12 protein-coding genes are annotated in these 15,444 nt (G+C 64.9%); 2 read left to right on the top strand and 10 right to left on the bottom strand.

From position 1 onward, the window contains the following. The first annotated feature begins 40 nt into the window (after positions 1-40). Positions 41-430 (top strand): DUF302 domain-containing protein, encoded by a 390-nt coding sequence (locus GPA25_RS14170; protein WP_169261062.1) that lies wholly within the window; start codon positions 41-43, stop codon positions 428-430. Between the two features lie 279 nt (positions 431-709). Here the strand turns inward: GPA25_RS14170 and aroC are convergent, their stop codons facing one another. After that, positions 710-1,846 (bottom strand): chorismate synthase, encoded by a 1,137-nt coding sequence (aroC, locus tag GPA25_RS14165; RefSeq protein WP_169261061.1) that lies wholly within the window; start codon positions 1,844-1,846, stop codon positions 710-712. Positions 1,847-2,368: 522 nt separating this feature from the next. Here aroC and nudC point away from each other — a divergent pair. Beyond that, positions 2,369-3,211, top strand: a complete 843-nt coding sequence (gene nudC / locus GPA25_RS14160) for an NAD(+) diphosphatase (protein WP_169261060.1) — start codon at positions 2,369-2,371, stop codon at positions 3,209-3,211. A 29-nt stretch (positions 3,212-3,240) separates the two neighbouring features. Here the strand turns inward: nudC and GPA25_RS14155 are convergent, their stop codons facing one another. The 9 genes from GPA25_RS14155 to GPA25_RS14115 all read right to left on the bottom strand — a co-directional run bounded on the left by GPA25_RS14155 (position 3,241) and on the right by GPA25_RS14115 (position 15,354). Continuing rightward, complete coding sequence (locus GPA25_RS14155; protein ID WP_169261059.1) at positions 3,241-3,831, bottom strand: hypothetical protein; 591 nt, start codon at positions 3,829-3,831, stop codon at positions 3,241-3,243. Positions 3,832-4,000: 169 nt separating this feature from the next. After that, positions 4,001-4,762 (bottom strand): ABC transporter permease, encoded by a 762-nt coding sequence (locus GPA25_RS14150; RefSeq protein ID WP_169261058.1) that lies wholly within the window; start codon positions 4,760-4,762, stop codon positions 4,001-4,003. Then, entirely contained in the window at positions 4,759-5,685 is a 927-nt protein-coding gene (locus GPA25_RS14145) for an ABC transporter ATP-binding protein (RefSeq protein ID WP_169261109.1), read from the bottom strand. Before GPA25_RS14145 ends, GPA25_RS14150 begins: the two co-directional genes overlap by 4 nt. 21 nt (positions 5,686-5,706) lie before the next feature. Further along, positions 5,707-6,483 (bottom strand): class I SAM-dependent methyltransferase, encoded by a 777-nt coding sequence (locus tag GPA25_RS14140; RefSeq protein ID WP_169261057.1) that lies wholly within the window; start codon positions 6,481-6,483, stop codon positions 5,707-5,709. Between the two features lie 178 nt (positions 6,484-6,661). Beyond that, positions 6,662-8,569 (bottom strand): B12-binding domain-containing radical SAM protein, encoded by a 1,908-nt coding sequence (locus tag GPA25_RS14135; RefSeq protein ID WP_169261056.1) that lies wholly within the window; start codon positions 8,567-8,569, stop codon positions 6,662-6,664. A 176-nt stretch (positions 8,570-8,745) separates the two neighbouring features. Further along, the gene (locus GPA25_RS14130; protein ID WP_169261055.1) at positions 8,746-10,335 is read right to left on the bottom strand and encodes a GNAT family N-acetyltransferase; all 1,590 of its coding nucleotides are present in this window, start codon (positions 10,333-10,335) and stop codon (positions 8,746-8,748) included. A 1-nt stretch (position 10,336) separates the two neighbouring features. Next, positions 10,337-12,523, bottom strand: a complete 2,187-nt coding sequence (locus GPA25_RS14125) for a toll/interleukin-1 receptor domain-containing protein (protein ID WP_211163124.1) — start codon at positions 12,521-12,523, stop codon at positions 10,337-10,339. Positions 12,524-12,748: 225 nt separating this feature from the next. Beyond that, positions 12,749-14,539, bottom strand: a complete 1,791-nt coding sequence (locus GPA25_RS14120) for an acyl-CoA dehydrogenase (RefSeq protein WP_169261053.1) — start codon at positions 14,537-14,539, stop codon at positions 12,749-12,751. A gap of 47 nt (positions 14,540-14,586) precedes the next feature. After that, entirely contained in the window at positions 14,587-15,354 is a 768-nt protein-coding gene (locus GPA25_RS14115; RefSeq protein WP_169261052.1) for a 3-hydroxyacyl-CoA dehydrogenase, read from the bottom strand. Positions 15,355-15,444: the final 90 nt, after the last annotated feature.

The raw sequence follows: 15,444 nt of genomic DNA, 5'->3' as shown, positions 1-15,444 counted from the left end.
GCAAAATGCAATCGCAGCGCCACCTGAAAGGAGTCAGTCCATGTACGGATTCAGCACTCAGTTAAAGCTGCCGTTCGACAGCGCCATCGCGAAAGTCACCGAGGCCCTGAAAGAGGAGGGGTTCGGCGTGCTCACCGATATCGATGTCAAGGCCACGTTGAAAGCCAAGCTCGACATCGAACGACGGCCGTATCGCATCCTCGGCGCATGCAATCCGCGGCTCGCCCATCGCGCAATCGAGGCTGATCCTGACATCGGCTTGCTGCTGCCGTGCAATGTGGTGGTGCGCGAAGAAGCCGATGGAACCATTACGGTGGCGTTCATGGATCCCGAGGCGGTGTTGATGCTCGTCGACAAAGCGGAAGTGACTGCCATCGGCGGGGAAGTACGGGCGCTGCTGCAAAAGGTCTGTGCGCGTCTCGCTGCGTAACGTGCACGGCCAAAATAGGTGAGCATCAGGCGCGAGGGGCACTGCACTGTGAGCGGCAAGATCCGCATCGGCGACGCCGCTCACGCGGGACTACTGCCAAGGCCACGCCGGCTAATAGTTCGAGGGTGAAGCTTTGCTGCGTGCAGTTTTCCGATCGGCCTGTGGCCGGGGCGCCTGCGGCCTGCAGTTTACATAATACCAATTATGGCGCTTACAGAACGCGACGGGTGCCCGAGTGCAGCATCTCACCGCTGTCGCGGACACTGCCACTTGCGCCCCTTACTCCCCGCGTGGTGATGGCGGATGTTGGTGCCCATCAGGGCTGAGCCCGGCAAGGATCGGTGTCGAGGTCCTTACCTCACCGCATTGCGCGCGATGGCGCAGCGCGTGGTCCATCAACACCAGTGCCAGCATCGCCTCGGCGATCGGCGTAGCGCGGATGCCGACGCAGGGGTCGTGGCGCCCCTGCGTATTCACGATCACCGGCTTTCCCTGCTTGTCGATCGAACGACGATCGAGACGAATGCTCGAAGTCGGTTTGACCGCCATGCTGACCATGATGTCCTGACCGGTCGATATGCCCCCGAGCGTGCCACCGGCGTTGTTCGTCAGGAAGCCTTCCGGCGTCATTTCGTCGGAATGCTCGGTGCCGCGCTGCGTGACGCTTGCGAAACCGGCGCCGATCTCGACGGCCTTCACCGCGTTGATGCCCATCATCGCGTAGGCGATGTCGGCGTCGAGCCGATCATAAACCGGCTCGCCCCAGCCGACCGGAACACCCGTCGCGACAACGTTGATGCGTGCGCCAATCGAGTCCCCGGCCTTGCGCAGCTCGTCCATGAAATCCTCGAGCTGCGGCACGATTTCCGCGTTTGGTGCAAAGAAAGGATTGCCGTGCACCGCGTCCCAGCTCACGAATGGAATCTCGATCGGCCCCAGTTGGGCCATGTAGCCGCGAATGACAACCCCGAAACGCTCGCGCAGCCACTTGCGCGCAATGGCGCCGGCCGCAACGCGTACCGCCGTTTCGCGTGCTGATGAGCGACCGCCGCCGCGGTGATCGCGAATCCCGTATTTCTGCCAGTAGGCGTAATCCGCATGCCCCGGCCGGAAGGTCTCGGCGATGTTGCCGTAGTCACGCGAGCGTTGATCCTGGTTGCGGATCAGTAGCGCAATCGGCGTACCGGTCGTGACCCCTTCGAACACGCCGGACAGGATCTCGACTTCGTCCGGCTCGCGCCGCTGCGTCACATGGCGTGAAGTGCCAGGCTTTCTGCGATCGAGTTCCTTCTGGATGTCTTCGGTCGAAATCTGCAGGCCAGGCGGGCATCCATCGACCACGCAACCGATCGCCGGTCCGTGCGATTCACCAAACGAGGTGACGCAGTAAAGCTTTCCTGTCGTATTGCCGGACATGGGTTACTCGCAAAAAACCGGTTTCAAATACCCGACGCTTGCCGCTCGTGGCTTCAGAACGGCAGCCGCCGCCTGGGGGCTTGCGGACGCTTTCCATCTGGCGTGGGCGCCGCTGCCTTAACCGGCTTGCGCGGCACGTTCATCTCGTCACGTGCAAACCGCACCTTGCCCTCGAGCACGCAACCACGCATGCCGGGCGCGCACACTGCGCCATGCACACGCTGACAAATCCCGTCCAGATCGTGAGGACAACTCCAGGCACTCATGTCGTCAAACGCTCCGTGCTGTTATCGAAAAGCAAGCCATGCATGCCCAGACTAGCGTAATGACTGCCCGGCCTCAAGATTTGCGCGTGACAAATGCGGGTTCTCAAATAATCAGGCCACAACATGAATCCCGCAAGACTCAATGCGCCTGCGGATCCGAGACCAGCATTGGCGGCGCTGATCTTCCGCATGTTGCGCAAAGCCCCGGCGAAACGCATGATGTAAAGTCATACAGAAGATCCTCACACGCACACTCATGTTCTCACCAGGCATCATCGGACCCGATCGGGTCAGTGACAGCGATTTGTGGTTCGTTTTCCGCGCGAACGCCCTCCTCGTCATCTCCGACGGTATCGATGCTCGAGTCCCGAGCCGTCTCGAACTCTTGCAGCTTGGACTCGTGCTGCCGCAGCACCATTATCTCGGCCAGCTTGGCGAGCAGCATTGCTTCACGGCCGAGTTGCCTGCGGACGCGCCGGCAGTGGCGTCGATCGAATGGCAAAACCTGCGGGGCCTCTTCGGACGCATTGACGAGACGAGCTTCGCGCTCGCAGGGCGGGCGATCCAGATCCTGTTGTGGGACAGCACGCACCGCTATTGCGGCCGCTGCGGTTCGGCCACCGAATTGCACGCGAGCGAGCGCTCGCGCGTCTGCCCGGGGTGCGGACTGATCCACTATCCGCGCTTATCCCCTGCCGTGATGGCCTTGATTCGGCGGGGAAACGAGCTTCTGCTCGCGCGCTCGCCGCATTTTCCGGAAGGCATGTACAGCGCGCTGGCGGGTTTCGTCGAGCCCGGCGAGACGCTCGAGCAGACGCTGGCGCGCGAGGTCCGCGAGGAGGTCGGCATAGAGATCACCAATCTGCGCTACTTCGGCAGCCAGCCCTGGCCGTTCCCGCATTCGCTGATGATCGCGTTCGTGGCCGATTATGTCAGCGGCGAGATCACACCGCAGCCGGGCGAAATCGAAGCCGCGGACTGGTTCGCGATCGACCGGTTACCGCGTCTGCCGCACCGGATCAGTATTGCGCGCAAGCTCATCGACGCGACGGTGCGCGACATCGCCGCGCCGCAGGCAGCTGGTCCCTGCGGCGACTGAGGAGCGACACCCACGCCCGCCGTCGTGGGTCACGCGGCTGCCCGGCGGTCCGGGAACTCGATCACCTGCGCCCGTTTGCGCCGGTCGGCAAGTAGCCACGGCTGGTCTGCGGCGGGCTGAGTCCTGCCCGTTCGGGCCCCCGGCAGGATGATACCGGTGGCCGCACTCATGTCGATTTGTGCAGCGGCCATGAGTTCCGCGCAAGAATTTGCAAGCTGTTCAATCAACCGGGCGTTGTCGGCATGGAGTGGCGAACGAATGCTGACGCCGTCCGCCGCCTCGAACGGCGACGCGTGGCGCAACGACATCTCGGCAAGCGCGACGTTCGCCACCTCCGTCTGAAGCTCCAGCAGCCGTTCCATAAGCGATACCAACAGCGTGTTCATGCTGGTGACTGTTCCCATGGTCAGCTGGCTGGCACTTTCGAGGGTCGGCATTGCCGCCGTGACACCCCTGCCCCCGCGCGAGCCATCGCCGTTGCCGCCGGCTTCCTGCCACGCCCGCGCGGCGCTCAACTGCCGTTCCCAGGGTATCCGGTCCGCCTCTGGCAGGTCGAAAGGCGGGATGAACTCGCAATCCAAACGGCCTGTCCCGATGTAATCAGTCGACGGTGTTTGCATCTGAAGTCCTCCTCTTCTGGCAGAGAATTCCCGATCAGGCCCGGGAGCTGACTGCGCCCACCGCCGACCGGCCACTGGAAGCATTTGATGGAAAATTATGCACCCGATCGGCTGCGCTGCACAGACCTGTTTTCGGGTGCGCGCCGGTAGCATATCCCATTGTGCGGAATCAATTTTTCAGTCGATAACCGGTCTTGAAGATCCACGCGACGACGGCCAGGGAGACCGCGAGGAAGGCCGTTGTCATCGCGAGGCTGAGGCCGACGCTGACGTCGGCGATGCCGTAGAAGCTCCAGCGGAAGCCGCTGATCAGATACACGACGGGGTTGAACAGCGTGACGGTCTGCCAGAACGGCGGCAGCATGTCTATCGAGTAGAAACTGCCACCGAGGAAGGTCAGCGGCGTGATGATCAGCAGCGGGACGAGTTGCAGTTTTTCGAAGTTGTCGGCCCAGATGCCGATGATGAATCCGAGCAGGCTGAAGGTGACCGCGGTGAGGACGAGGAACAGCAGCATCCAGAACGGATGGACAATCTGCAACGGCACGAACAGGCCGGCGGTGGCGAGGATGATCAGGCCGAGGATGATCGACTTCGTCGCGGCGGCCCCGACGTAACTGACGACAACTTCGACATAGGACACCGGCGCCGACAGCAGCTCGTAGATGGTGCCGGAGAACTTCGGAAAGTAGATGCCGAACGACGCGTTGGAGATGCTTTGCGTGAGCAGCGACAGCATCACCAGGCCCGGCACGATGAAGGCGCCGTAGCTGATGCCGCCGATCTCGGGAATGCGCGAGCCGATCGCGGCGCCGAAGACGACGAAATACAGCGAGGTCGAAAGCACCGGCGAGACGATGCTCTGCAGCAGTGTCCGCCTCGTGCGCGCCATCTCGAAGGCGTAAATCGCGCGGATTGCATGGATGTTCATTGTCCGTCCCTCACCAGGCTGACGAAGATGTCTTCGAGTGAGCTCTGTGTCGTGTGCAGGTCCTTGAACGCGATGCCCGCGTCGTCAAGGTCGCCGAGCAGCGCCACCATGCTGGCGCGCTCACCCTGCGAATCGTAGGTATAGGTGAGCTCACAGCCATCGGCCGACAGGTCCAGATGATAGGCGGCAAGTCCGGCCGGAATGTGTGCCAGTGCGTGCTCCAGTTGCAGCGTCAGCTGTTTGCGGCCGAGCTTGCGCATCAGCTCGGCCTTGTCCTCGACCAGCATGATCTCGCCCTTGCTGATCACCCCGACCCGGTCGGCCATCTCCTCGGCCTCCTCGATGTAGTGGGTGGTGAGGATGACGGTCACGCCGGTTGCGCGCAGTGCACGCACCAGTTCCCACATTTCGCGCCGCAGATTGACGTCCACCCCGGCGGTCGGCTCGTCGAGGAACAGGATCTGCGGCTCGTGCGACAGCGCCTTGGCGATCAGGAGTCGCCGCTTCATGCCTCCCGACAGCGTGATGATCTTGTTGTCCTTCTTGTTCCACAGCGACAGGTCGCGCAGGACCTTTTCGATATGGTCCGGGTTCGGCGGCTTGCCGAAGAGTCCGCGGCTGAAGGACACGGTGGCCCAAACGGTCTCGAACGCATCGGTCGTCAGTTCCTGTGGCACGAGTCCGATCATTGAGCGCGCTGCGCGGTAGTCGCGGACGATGTCGTGGCCGCCGACGAGGATCTGCCCTTCGGTCGGATTGACGATGCCGCAGATGGTGCTGATCAGCGTCGTCTTGCCGGCGCCGTTCGGGCCAAGCAGCGCGAAAATCTCGCCATGGCGAATGTCGAGATTGATGCCCTTCAACGCCTGGAAGCCGGAGGCGTAGGTTTTCGAAAGGTTCGATACGGAGATGATCGTCTGCATGGGCACGAGGATGGCTGCGCGCTACGGATTGAAGCCCTGGTATTCCGAGAAAATCCCCAGCGGCTTGGCCTCGATGTGGCGGCGCACGCCGGCGAAACCGGCCGCCTCCAGGGTTGCCAGCACCCGGTGGGGGGGCTCGCACGCCTCGATGGTGTCCCAGTAGTAGCGCCACAGCTTGGCCGTCTCGCGGCTCGCCCCGGCCATACGCGCCAGCACCGGCACCAGCCCGCGCATGTAGAACTTGAGCACGGCACACCCGACCCGCCCTTCGGGGCGAGTGATCTCAAGCAGGCAGATGCGTCCGCCCGGCTTGAGGACGCGGCGAAACTCGCCGAATGCGGCCGACAGATCGCTGATGTGGCGCAATGCGTAACCCATGCTGACGAAATCCACGCTGGCATCGGCGACCGGAAGCGCCTCGGCGCGCCCTTCGAGTAGCTGCACGCCGGGCGGCAGGTGCGCATTGGCCATCATGCCGGGGCTCGGATCGACCCCGATGACTGCCGTCGCGTCGCCGACGATCTGCACCGCCTCGCGCGCCACCATACCGGTGCCAATGCCGACGTCGAGAACCCGCATGCCGGGTGCGAGTCCGGCGCGCAACAGGGCCTCGTGGCGATACCACGCGCCGCTGCCGAACGCGAGCAGACGCTCGACGCGGTCATAGTCGCCGGCCGTGCGGTCGAAGATTCCCCGCACGAAGCCCTGTCGGTCGGCTTCCGCCCCGTAGTAGTCGGTGAGCGGGGCGTGCGGCGCATGCACAGGTTCTTCGCGCTGCGCGCGAGTCGTCGTCATCATTGTCGGAGCCTTGTGTCGTCTGCCAGCTTGCCACTGTACTGGAAACGACGGTGGGATAGCACCGTTTCGTCCGCCACGCCAGCCGCGGGTGCGGGCTACGATCGGCAGGACGCGCTAAGCGCTCCCCGGTCGTCCGGGCATCGCGCCGCCTCAACTCAAGCCATTTTGTCTGACTTCTCTAGCGCAGCGCCCGGGCGATGAAATTGCGCGGCACGCGGGAACGCGGAACGCGGTCGGAGAACCAGTTGCGCACGTCCTCTTCGAGGCCGATGCCGTGCATGTAGTTGTAGAGCGCCTTGTTGAGGGCGACCCCCAGGGTGTCGTGGTCGGTGCCCGTCGGGTCGATGAAGCGGACATCGTTTTTCGCAAACGCGCCCGGTGGCAGCGGTGCAAGTGTGACGCCATATTCTTCGGGGTGCTGACCGACCGGCGAGTGCACGGTGCAGGCGAAGCGGTGGAAGAAGCCGGACTGAATGCAGCCGGCCTCGAAGAGTTGCCGCACGTATTCGAGCGCGTCGACGGTGTCCTGCACGGTCTGGGTCGGGAAACCGTACATCAGGTAAGCATGGACGAGGATGCCGGCCTCGGTGAAGGCATGGGTGACGCGCGCCACCTGATCGACCGAGACGCCCTTCTTCATCAGCGTCAGCAGGCGGTCGGAGGCGACTTCCAGCCCGCCGGAAATGGCAATGCAGCCGCTCTCGGCGAGCAGGCGGCAGAGGTCCGGGGTGAAGGATTTCTCGAAGCGGATGTTGCCCCACCACGAGATCGCACGATCGCGTTCGAGCAGCTCCTGCGCCAGTGCTTTCAAGGCCTTCGGCGGCGCGGCTTCGTCGACGAAATGGAAGCCGGTCTGGCCGGTTTCCTTGACGATGCTGTCAATGCGGTCGACCAGCGTCGCGGCGCTGGCGCCGTCGTAGCGCGAGATGTAGTCGAGACTGACGTCGCAGAAGCTGCACTTCTTCCAGTAGCAGCCGTGCGCCACCGTGAGCTTGTTCCAGCGCCCGTCCGACCACAGGCGGTGCATCGGGTTGAGCATGTCGAGGACCGACAGGTAGCGGTCCAGCGGCAGGCCGTCCCACGTGGGCGTGCCGACTTCGGCGAAGGCGATGTCGGCCTCGCCGATGTTGAGGTAGCGCACCTGTCCGGTGTCCGCTTCGCGCACGAAGGTACGCACGAGACGTTGGCGGGACCGCCGCCCTCCCCCCAGGTGATCCAGCAATGCCAGCAGGGGGCGTTCGCCGTCGTCAAGGGTGACATAGTCGAAGTAGTCGAACACGCGTGGTTCGGCGAGTTCGCGCAATTCGGTATTCACGAATCCGCCGCCGAGGACGGTGACGATGGCCGGGTCGTGTGCCTTGATTGCCTGGGCGATGCGAAACGCGCCATACACCGCGCCAGGGAATGGCACCGACAGCAGCACGAGTTGCGGGGAGTGGCGCTCGATCGCTTCCAGCGTCAGCTCACGCAGGGTGCTGTCGACGAGGTTGAGCGGCGCTGCGAGCGCCGTGGCGAGCGGATCGAAGGTCGCCTGACTCTGCGCCAGCGATTCGGCGTAGCGCACGAACTCGAAGCGCGGATCGACCGCCTCGCGCAGCACGTCGGCGACGTCATTGAGATACAGGGTCGCGAGGTGCCGCGCGCGATCTTCCAGCCCCAGCGCGCCGAAGGCCCAGGCCAGTGGATCGCCGCCTTCGGGGTCGATGTAGACGTCGAGGGACTGGAAACGCGGCCCTTCGGGAAGGAAAGTGCGCCCGCAGATGCGGTGCGCGATCGTCGGATCGCGACCTTGCAGGAAAGCCACCGCCGGGCCGATCGTCCGGCGATAGTGGTCGAAGTGTTCCAGGAAAGCCTTTACGAGCGGCGTGCGCTTGCGTTCGGGCGTTGTCTCGATGCACTTGCGAACCTCTGCCAGACCTTCGCGGGAAAACAGGCGCAGCACCAGGGCCAGGGCGAGGTCTTCCTGCACCGCATCGACGCCGCGCGAACGCAGGAAGCCGGTCAGGTAGGCCGTCGAGGGGTACGGGGTGTTCAGTTGCGTCATCGGCGGGATCACCGACAGGACGCGCAGGGAAGTGTCTGGCATGGTGGCCGGCGGGCCAAGGGAACGCTGCCGGGTCCGGCGACCCCGCTGAGGGCTGCTCCCGCGGCCGTCCGGAGACGGCCCCATCATTCCGTGGCCGCCGTGTAGTTCGCGTTGGGCCTGGGGACGACATTCTACGTGAGCGATGGCGAGGGTGGCTCACCATGCGCATGTCGCTGTCAGGAGTAACGTTTCCCGCCCTGCGCGCCACGCAGGACCACCACGCCGTCCACCGTCGCGACAAGTGTGTCGCGTGCGAGTCGGTAGCAGTCGTGACGCGGCGGCGCAGCGACGCCGTACACTTCGCGCAGGATCTCTTCCAGCGCATGCAGGATGAAATTGCCGCGAAGGTGGCAGGCGGGACGTAGCATGCCGAAGGGCTTGTACAGCAGGTGCAGGCGCTCGGGCTGCTGCTGCGTCGCCTGATCGCCGACCGGTGGCGGACGATAGTCGAGCGGCACTTCGGCAAAACCCGCGTGCAGGAAGAGCCTCGCCGACTCTTCGCCGCATTCGATGAACCAGCCCTCGGCTTGCGTGTCGTCGCGCATCATCTGCGCCTCGATCCGTGCGAGCACCAACGGCAACAGGCCGCGACCGCGCAATGCCCCCGTGAGCACGAGGTAGCCACCGAAACCTGCGAAATGCAGGGTGAAGAAGCTCGCCATGCCGTCCATCACATCCGCTCCGGGTGCGCGCAGGGCCCACAGGTGATAGGGCGGTCCACCGGCTCGGGCCGCGGCGAGCGCCGAGGCGAATTGATCCGGCGCGGCGACGCGTCCGGGCATCGGGATCGCGACGCGGGCAAGGGCGATGGCCGCCTGGAAGGCTTGGCCGCCGCCTGCCGGCGCCGCGCGATCACCCTGCCCGTCGATTTCCCTTATCTCGAACTCGCGTTGCGGGTCGTGGCCGACGTAGTGCTGCAGCGGGTAAAACGGAATGCGCCGGCGCTCACGCAGGAAGGACGCCATCGCGCCGTAGTCCGGGTTGTCGGCCGGCGTTTCGATACGCATCGCCCAGCGCAGGTATTCCGCGACGACGCGCTCGACCCACGCGGCCGAAACACCGGTTTTCGGCACCCGTCCGAACAGCCGCGCGATCAGCAGCAGGCCGTCGACCGCGTCCTGTCCGGCCGACAGCGCCGGCTGGACGTAGGGAAAGCCGAGTGCGTGGAAGCCCCATTTTCCCCAAACTGCGGCGCGGCGGAAGGGGTCCATGTTGTCGGGCGTGGCCGGCCGGCGATACGGGTCGTTCATCTCGGCGACGAGGGCCTTGAGCGGCCGGCCGCGGCGGCCACGGGCATCGGCGCGCAGGATGCGGATCGACTCGTCGAGCAGCGCATGGCCGAGGCCCGCGCGCCGGTGAACAGCATCGACAAACAGGAATTCGATGACGCCGGCGTCAACCTCGGCGAGGTAGTCGAAAACCGCGCCGCCGACCGCTTTCCCGTCGATCTCTGCGATGACGATGTGATAGTTGTTGGGTCCGTACCAGCCCCGCTCCTTCAATGCGAGGTAGCGCTGCATGTTCGCGAGCGATTCGCGCTCATCCGGGTCGGGAAATTCGACGACGTAGCGCTCGCGATAGAAGCGGGCGAGTGCCTGGAGGCTTGCGGGGGAATTGTCGGCCTCATGGAATCGCAGGCCAGGATCGGGTTCCGCCCTCTTCCGATTCCGGGACGTCTCGCGGACGCGACGAAAAGGCGCGTCGCCGGGGTGCATCGCTTGAGCATCCCGTCCATCCGGAGAGGACGCGTCGGTGTTGCCCTTCATCTCAGCGCTTCGCCTTCTGCTGCTGGATCTCGTCGATGTAGCTGAAGTAGTCGGCGACCAGTTCCGGCAGGTGACACGAGGAATAGTAGCCGGCAAGTCCCCAGGGGCGGCCCGCCGGGTTGTCCTGGCTGTCGGGGACGAGGATCGCGGCGGCAAAGTCGCGGTCTTCTTCGCTCGCAAGCTGCCGTTGCAGCAATGCGGGCAAAGGCTCGGCGGACGGATAGCGCACTTCGCAGTCGCAGCCGGAGTAATCGGAGCTGCACACCAGATGGAAGCGGATGCCCATCGCGACGTCGTCGGCGTCGAAGCACTCGGCACGGCGTTCCCACAACTGGCGCAGCATCTGGACAGCGTTCGCGACCAATGTGCGGCGCTGGAAATGCAGCGCGGCGGGATCGGCGATGTTGGCGTGGACGAACACCGGCAGCAACTCTTCCCACAGACGTGCGTCGCGTACCCGGATGCGTTGAGCCGGTTCCTCGGGCCAAGGCGGATAGTGCTTGCGCCGCAGCAGTTGCGGACCGACATCGGGATCCGATTCGTCGGGCGCGGCGACGGTGACGAGGAACATCATCCACAGGTAGGCGGAGAAGTAGACGCGCGCCTCGTCCACTTCGCGGTCGACGTGTTCCAGTTGCAGCACGAGGCCATCCGAATGGTGCGCATGGCCGGGGCCTTCGCCGCACCACAGACTCGCTTGTGCCGACGCCATCGGATACTTGCGCGCCTGCCGGTCGTCCTCGACATCGTCGCGGTCGAGATCGTCAACGAGGTCGAGCACCTCGCTATCGTCCCAACTGCCCTCGCCGGTGTCGGCTTCATCCTGCTGCCCCAGGAACTGCGGCCCCCAGCGCAGCCGGCCGGTGATCTGCATCAGTTTTGCGCTACGCCCTTCGGCAGCGAGATCGGTAACCACCGGATCGAGCGTGAGCGGCCGGCCGGCGGTATCGGCCTCCAGTTCGACGAGCGGCAGCGAATTGTTCTCGTCGCCGTAGCCGTACTGATACGCGAACTTGCCCTGCCACTGCGCGCAGCGGCAGATCGGGATGCTCGGTCCCCAAACGAGCCAGCAATTCCACTGCGAAGCCTGCAGGCTCTCGAAAGCACCGGAGCGGTATCTCGGACTCGGGATCGAGTGCTGGTAGGCGTTGAGCACGGGGCGCCAGTCATCCTCGAAATGCGACAGCAGCCCGGCGACGAGAAACTGCGGCGCGACGAAGCCGAGCTTCACGCGGATACGGCACAGCGTCGCCAGCGGGTCGCACCCGAAGGCTTGCAGTTCGTCGAAATAGCGCTCCCACAACGACTCGCGTTCGCGCGCGAGCATGAAGAACAGGGAATTGACATCGATGAGACTGCTGGCGAAATCGCCGGTCTTCGCACCGCGCTTGAGTTCGGCTGCAAGGCGGCGTGCGGTGTCGCTGTCTTCGAGACTGTCCAGCGTACTTTGCAGCGCTTGCGCGGAGGTCGGTGCATCGGAGCGCAGCAATTGATACTCGATAAAGAGTCGCAGCGCGTTGAACAGCGCTTCCCCCGCGAGTCCGCAGAACTTTGCAAGCATCTGGACGATGTGCGCAGCGAACGCTGCGCGCTGATCTGCGACTACTTCTTCCAGCAGCGTCACGGCCAGCAGGGCGCCGGCGAGCTCCGCGTGCTTGTCGCGCTGTGCGGGGTTCGGCGCGGCAAGGGCCGCCGCCTGCCCATCCGTGGGCGCCTCACGTTCTGCCTGTTCCCTGAGCATTCCGGCGATCTCGTCCATCAGGTCGCCGAGTTGGCGATTGACCGCAGCCGACTTCACACTGCCGATTTCGGCAAGTGCATGATCGCCCCGTGGGCGAAGCTCGTGCGACTGCAGCCATCCGATTGCCTTCCAGCTACAAGGCATCACCAGGATCGGGATGACCGGAAGCCCCTTCTCGCGCCGTGCGAGCAGTTTCGGAAGTTCCGTCTTGCGGATGAAGTCCGAACTCAGGAATGCCGGGCTGATCAACAGGATCGCGAGGTCCGCGCTCGCCAGCGCGCCTTCGATCTCCGGCAGCCATGCGGAACCGGCCCGAATTCGATGACGGTCCACCCACACCGTGACGTCCAGCGGGTCGTGCAGGCTGCGCAGGTGCTTTGCGACCGCGTCGCACCAGCTTTCATCGTCGTGGCTGTAGCTGACGAAGATATTCGCGCTGTAGCTCATCGGCGTCCCCTCTCCCGGTGCTTTGCGTGCTTTTCGTGCCCCAATGCTCACGATAGACCACGCGGCGGGGACTGCCGCGTCACTTGCGCCGCAATACCTCCTGACAGCGGAAGGCATCCTCGATGCGGCTGCGCAGCAGCTCCCCGGCGCCGGCCGGCAGGATGCGGATCGTGTCCGGGTGCATCCGCGACACCCGGTTCAGAACTCCGTGCCGGTCATCGCCGATCAAAAGGCCGCGGGATCGAATGCGAGCAAGGCTTCCCCCGCATCGCGAACCGTGGCTGCGTGTGCGGCAGCCTGCGGGGCAAACGTTCCCATGTAGAAGCGCGCGAGTTCGACCAGACTCGCGTTGTAGCTGGCATCGCCTTCGCCCGCAGCCACTTTGCGCCGCGCCGCGAGCGCGAGACGCGCCATCTGCCAGCTGCCGCAGACGGTGCCGAGCAAATGCAGGAAGGGCACCGCGCCGGCGAGCACTTCGGCGAGTTGGTCCTTGCCTTTCGCGAGCAACCAGTGCGTGGTCCCGTTGAGCGCGGCGATGTTCTCTGCGAGCCCGTCGGCGATCGCGCCGAGTGTCGGATCGGCACGCAGTTCCGCGACCGTCGCGCGCAGCTCGGTGATCAGCTCGAACAGCGTTTCACCCCCTTCACGCAGGATCTTGCGTCCCACCAGATCGTTCGCCTGGATGCCGGTCGTGCCCTCGTAGATCGTGATGATGCGGGCGTCGCGGGCGAACTGCGCGATGCCGGTTTCCTCGACGAACCCCATGCCGCCGAAGACCTGGATCGCGTCGCTGCATAGCTGCTGGCCGACCTCGGTGCACCAGCCCTTCGCGACCGGCATCAGCAGGTCGACATAGCGCCGGGCTCTGCCAGCAACCACCGCGTCGGGGTGATGATGCGCAAAGTCGAACCAGCCCGCGGCAGTGTAGAGCAGCGCGCGCATGGCCATCACGCGGGCGCGCATCGACATCAGCATGCGTTTCACGTCCGGATGGTGGAGGATCGGCTTGCCCGCCTCGCCGGTGATCGCATCGCGGCCCTGCACCCGGTCGCGCGCATAGCCGAGCGCGAACTGGTACGCACGCTCCGCGAGTCCCGCGCCCTGCACGCCGACGCCGAAGCGCGCCTCGTTCATCATGATGAACATGGTCTCGAGGCCGCGGTTCGGCTCGCCGACCAGCCAGCCGATTGCGCCGCCCGCATCGCCATAGCTCATCGTGCACGTCGGGCTGCCGTGGATACCCATTTTGTGCTCGATCGAGATGCAGCGCACATCGTTCTTCGCGCCCGGATTGCCTTCGGCATCGAGCAGGTACTTCGGCACGAGAAACAGCGACAAGCCCTTCACGCCGGCCGGTGCGTCCGGCAGGCGCGCGAGCACCAGATGGACGATGTTGCTCGTCAGCTCATGTTCGCCGTAGGAGATGAAAATCTTCTGGCCGAACACGCGGTAGCTGCCGTCCGCCGCCGGTTCGGCGCGGGCGCGCGTCGCCGCGAGGTCCGAACCCGCCTGCGGTTCGGTGAGGTTCATCGTGCTGCCCCACTCGCCGCTGACGACCTTGTGCAGCCAGGTCTGCTTCAGCTCGTCGCTCGCCGCGATTTGCAGTGCCTCGGCCTGGCTGACGTTCAACTGCGGCAGCATCGTGAACGCCATGTTGGTTGAGAACCACATCTCCCACACCGGCGTCGAGACGAGCTTCGGCAGGCCCTGCCCGCCAAATTCCGGTGCCAGCGACAGGCCGATCCAGCCGGCTTCTACATACTGGTCCCACGCTGCCTTCCAGCCTTCCGGGGTGATGACGCGCCCATCCGCCTCGAGCCGGCAGCCCTGCAGGTCGCCTGCCACGTTGATCGGCGCGAGCACGCCAGCGGCGAACTTGCCGGCCTCGTCGAGAATCGCCTCGACGACGTCCGGGCTCGCTTCCTCGAATCCGGGCAATGCGGAAATGGCGTCCTGCCCGGCGAGTTCGCCCAGGATGAAGTGCATGTCGCGCAGCGGCGCGGCGTAGTCGATCATGGTCGGTGACTCCGACCGGGTCGCAGCCCGGGTTGGATGACTGGGATTTAGCGGGGTGCGAGGCGGACCGCGCCGTCGAGGCGGATCGTCTCGCCGTTGAGCATCGCGTTCTCGGCGATCTGGCGCGCGAGTTGCGCGAATTCGGCTGGCTCGCCAAGGCGCGGCGGGAACGGCACCGCTTCGCCGAGCGATTTCTGCACGTCGGGCGGCAGCGTCTGCATCATCGGCGTCAGGAACAAGCCCGGCGCGATGGTGACGACGCGGATGCCGAAGCGGGCAAGTTCGCGCGCGATCGGCAGCGTCATCGACACGATGCCGCCCTTCGACGCCGCATAGCCGGCCTGCCCGATCTGACCGTCGTAGGCGGCGACGGATGCGGTATTGATGATGACTCCGCGCTCGCCGCCGGCGTTCGCTTCGCCCTTCGACATCGCGTCGGATGCGATGCGGATCATGTTGAAGGTGCCGATCAGATTCACGCTCACGATGCGGCTGAAACCGTCGAGCGGCTGCGGGCCGTCCTTGCCGAGCACCTTTGCGGCGGTGCCGATACCGGCACAATTGACCAGGCCGTTGAGCGCGCCGAAACGTGTCAGCGCGAGCTCGACACAGCCACGTGCGTCAGCCTCGGCTGCTACGTCGGTGCGATGGAAAGCCGCCCGCGCACCGAGTTCGTCGGCGAGCTTCTCGCCGGCCGCGGTGTTCAGATCTGCGATGACGACGTTTGCGCCCGCGTCGTGGAACGCCCGCACGGTCGCTTCGCCCAGCCCCGACGCGCCGCCGGTCACAATAAAGGTGCTGTCCTCGAGTTTCATACTCGCTTCCCCAAAAACATAAAAAATTGACCTTTGTTTGCGGAGCTTCTCGTAGGAGCGGCTTCAGCCGCGAACACCGCCCTGCGGAAT

The organism is Aromatoleum diolicum (assembly GCF_012910955.1).
Lineage (GTDB): Bacteria > Pseudomonadota > Gammaproteobacteria > Burkholderiales > Rhodocyclaceae > Aromatoleum > Aromatoleum diolicum.
The sequence above is the reverse complement of the archived record's forward strand: the minus strand, read 5'-3'. Positions and strand labels throughout refer to the sequence as shown.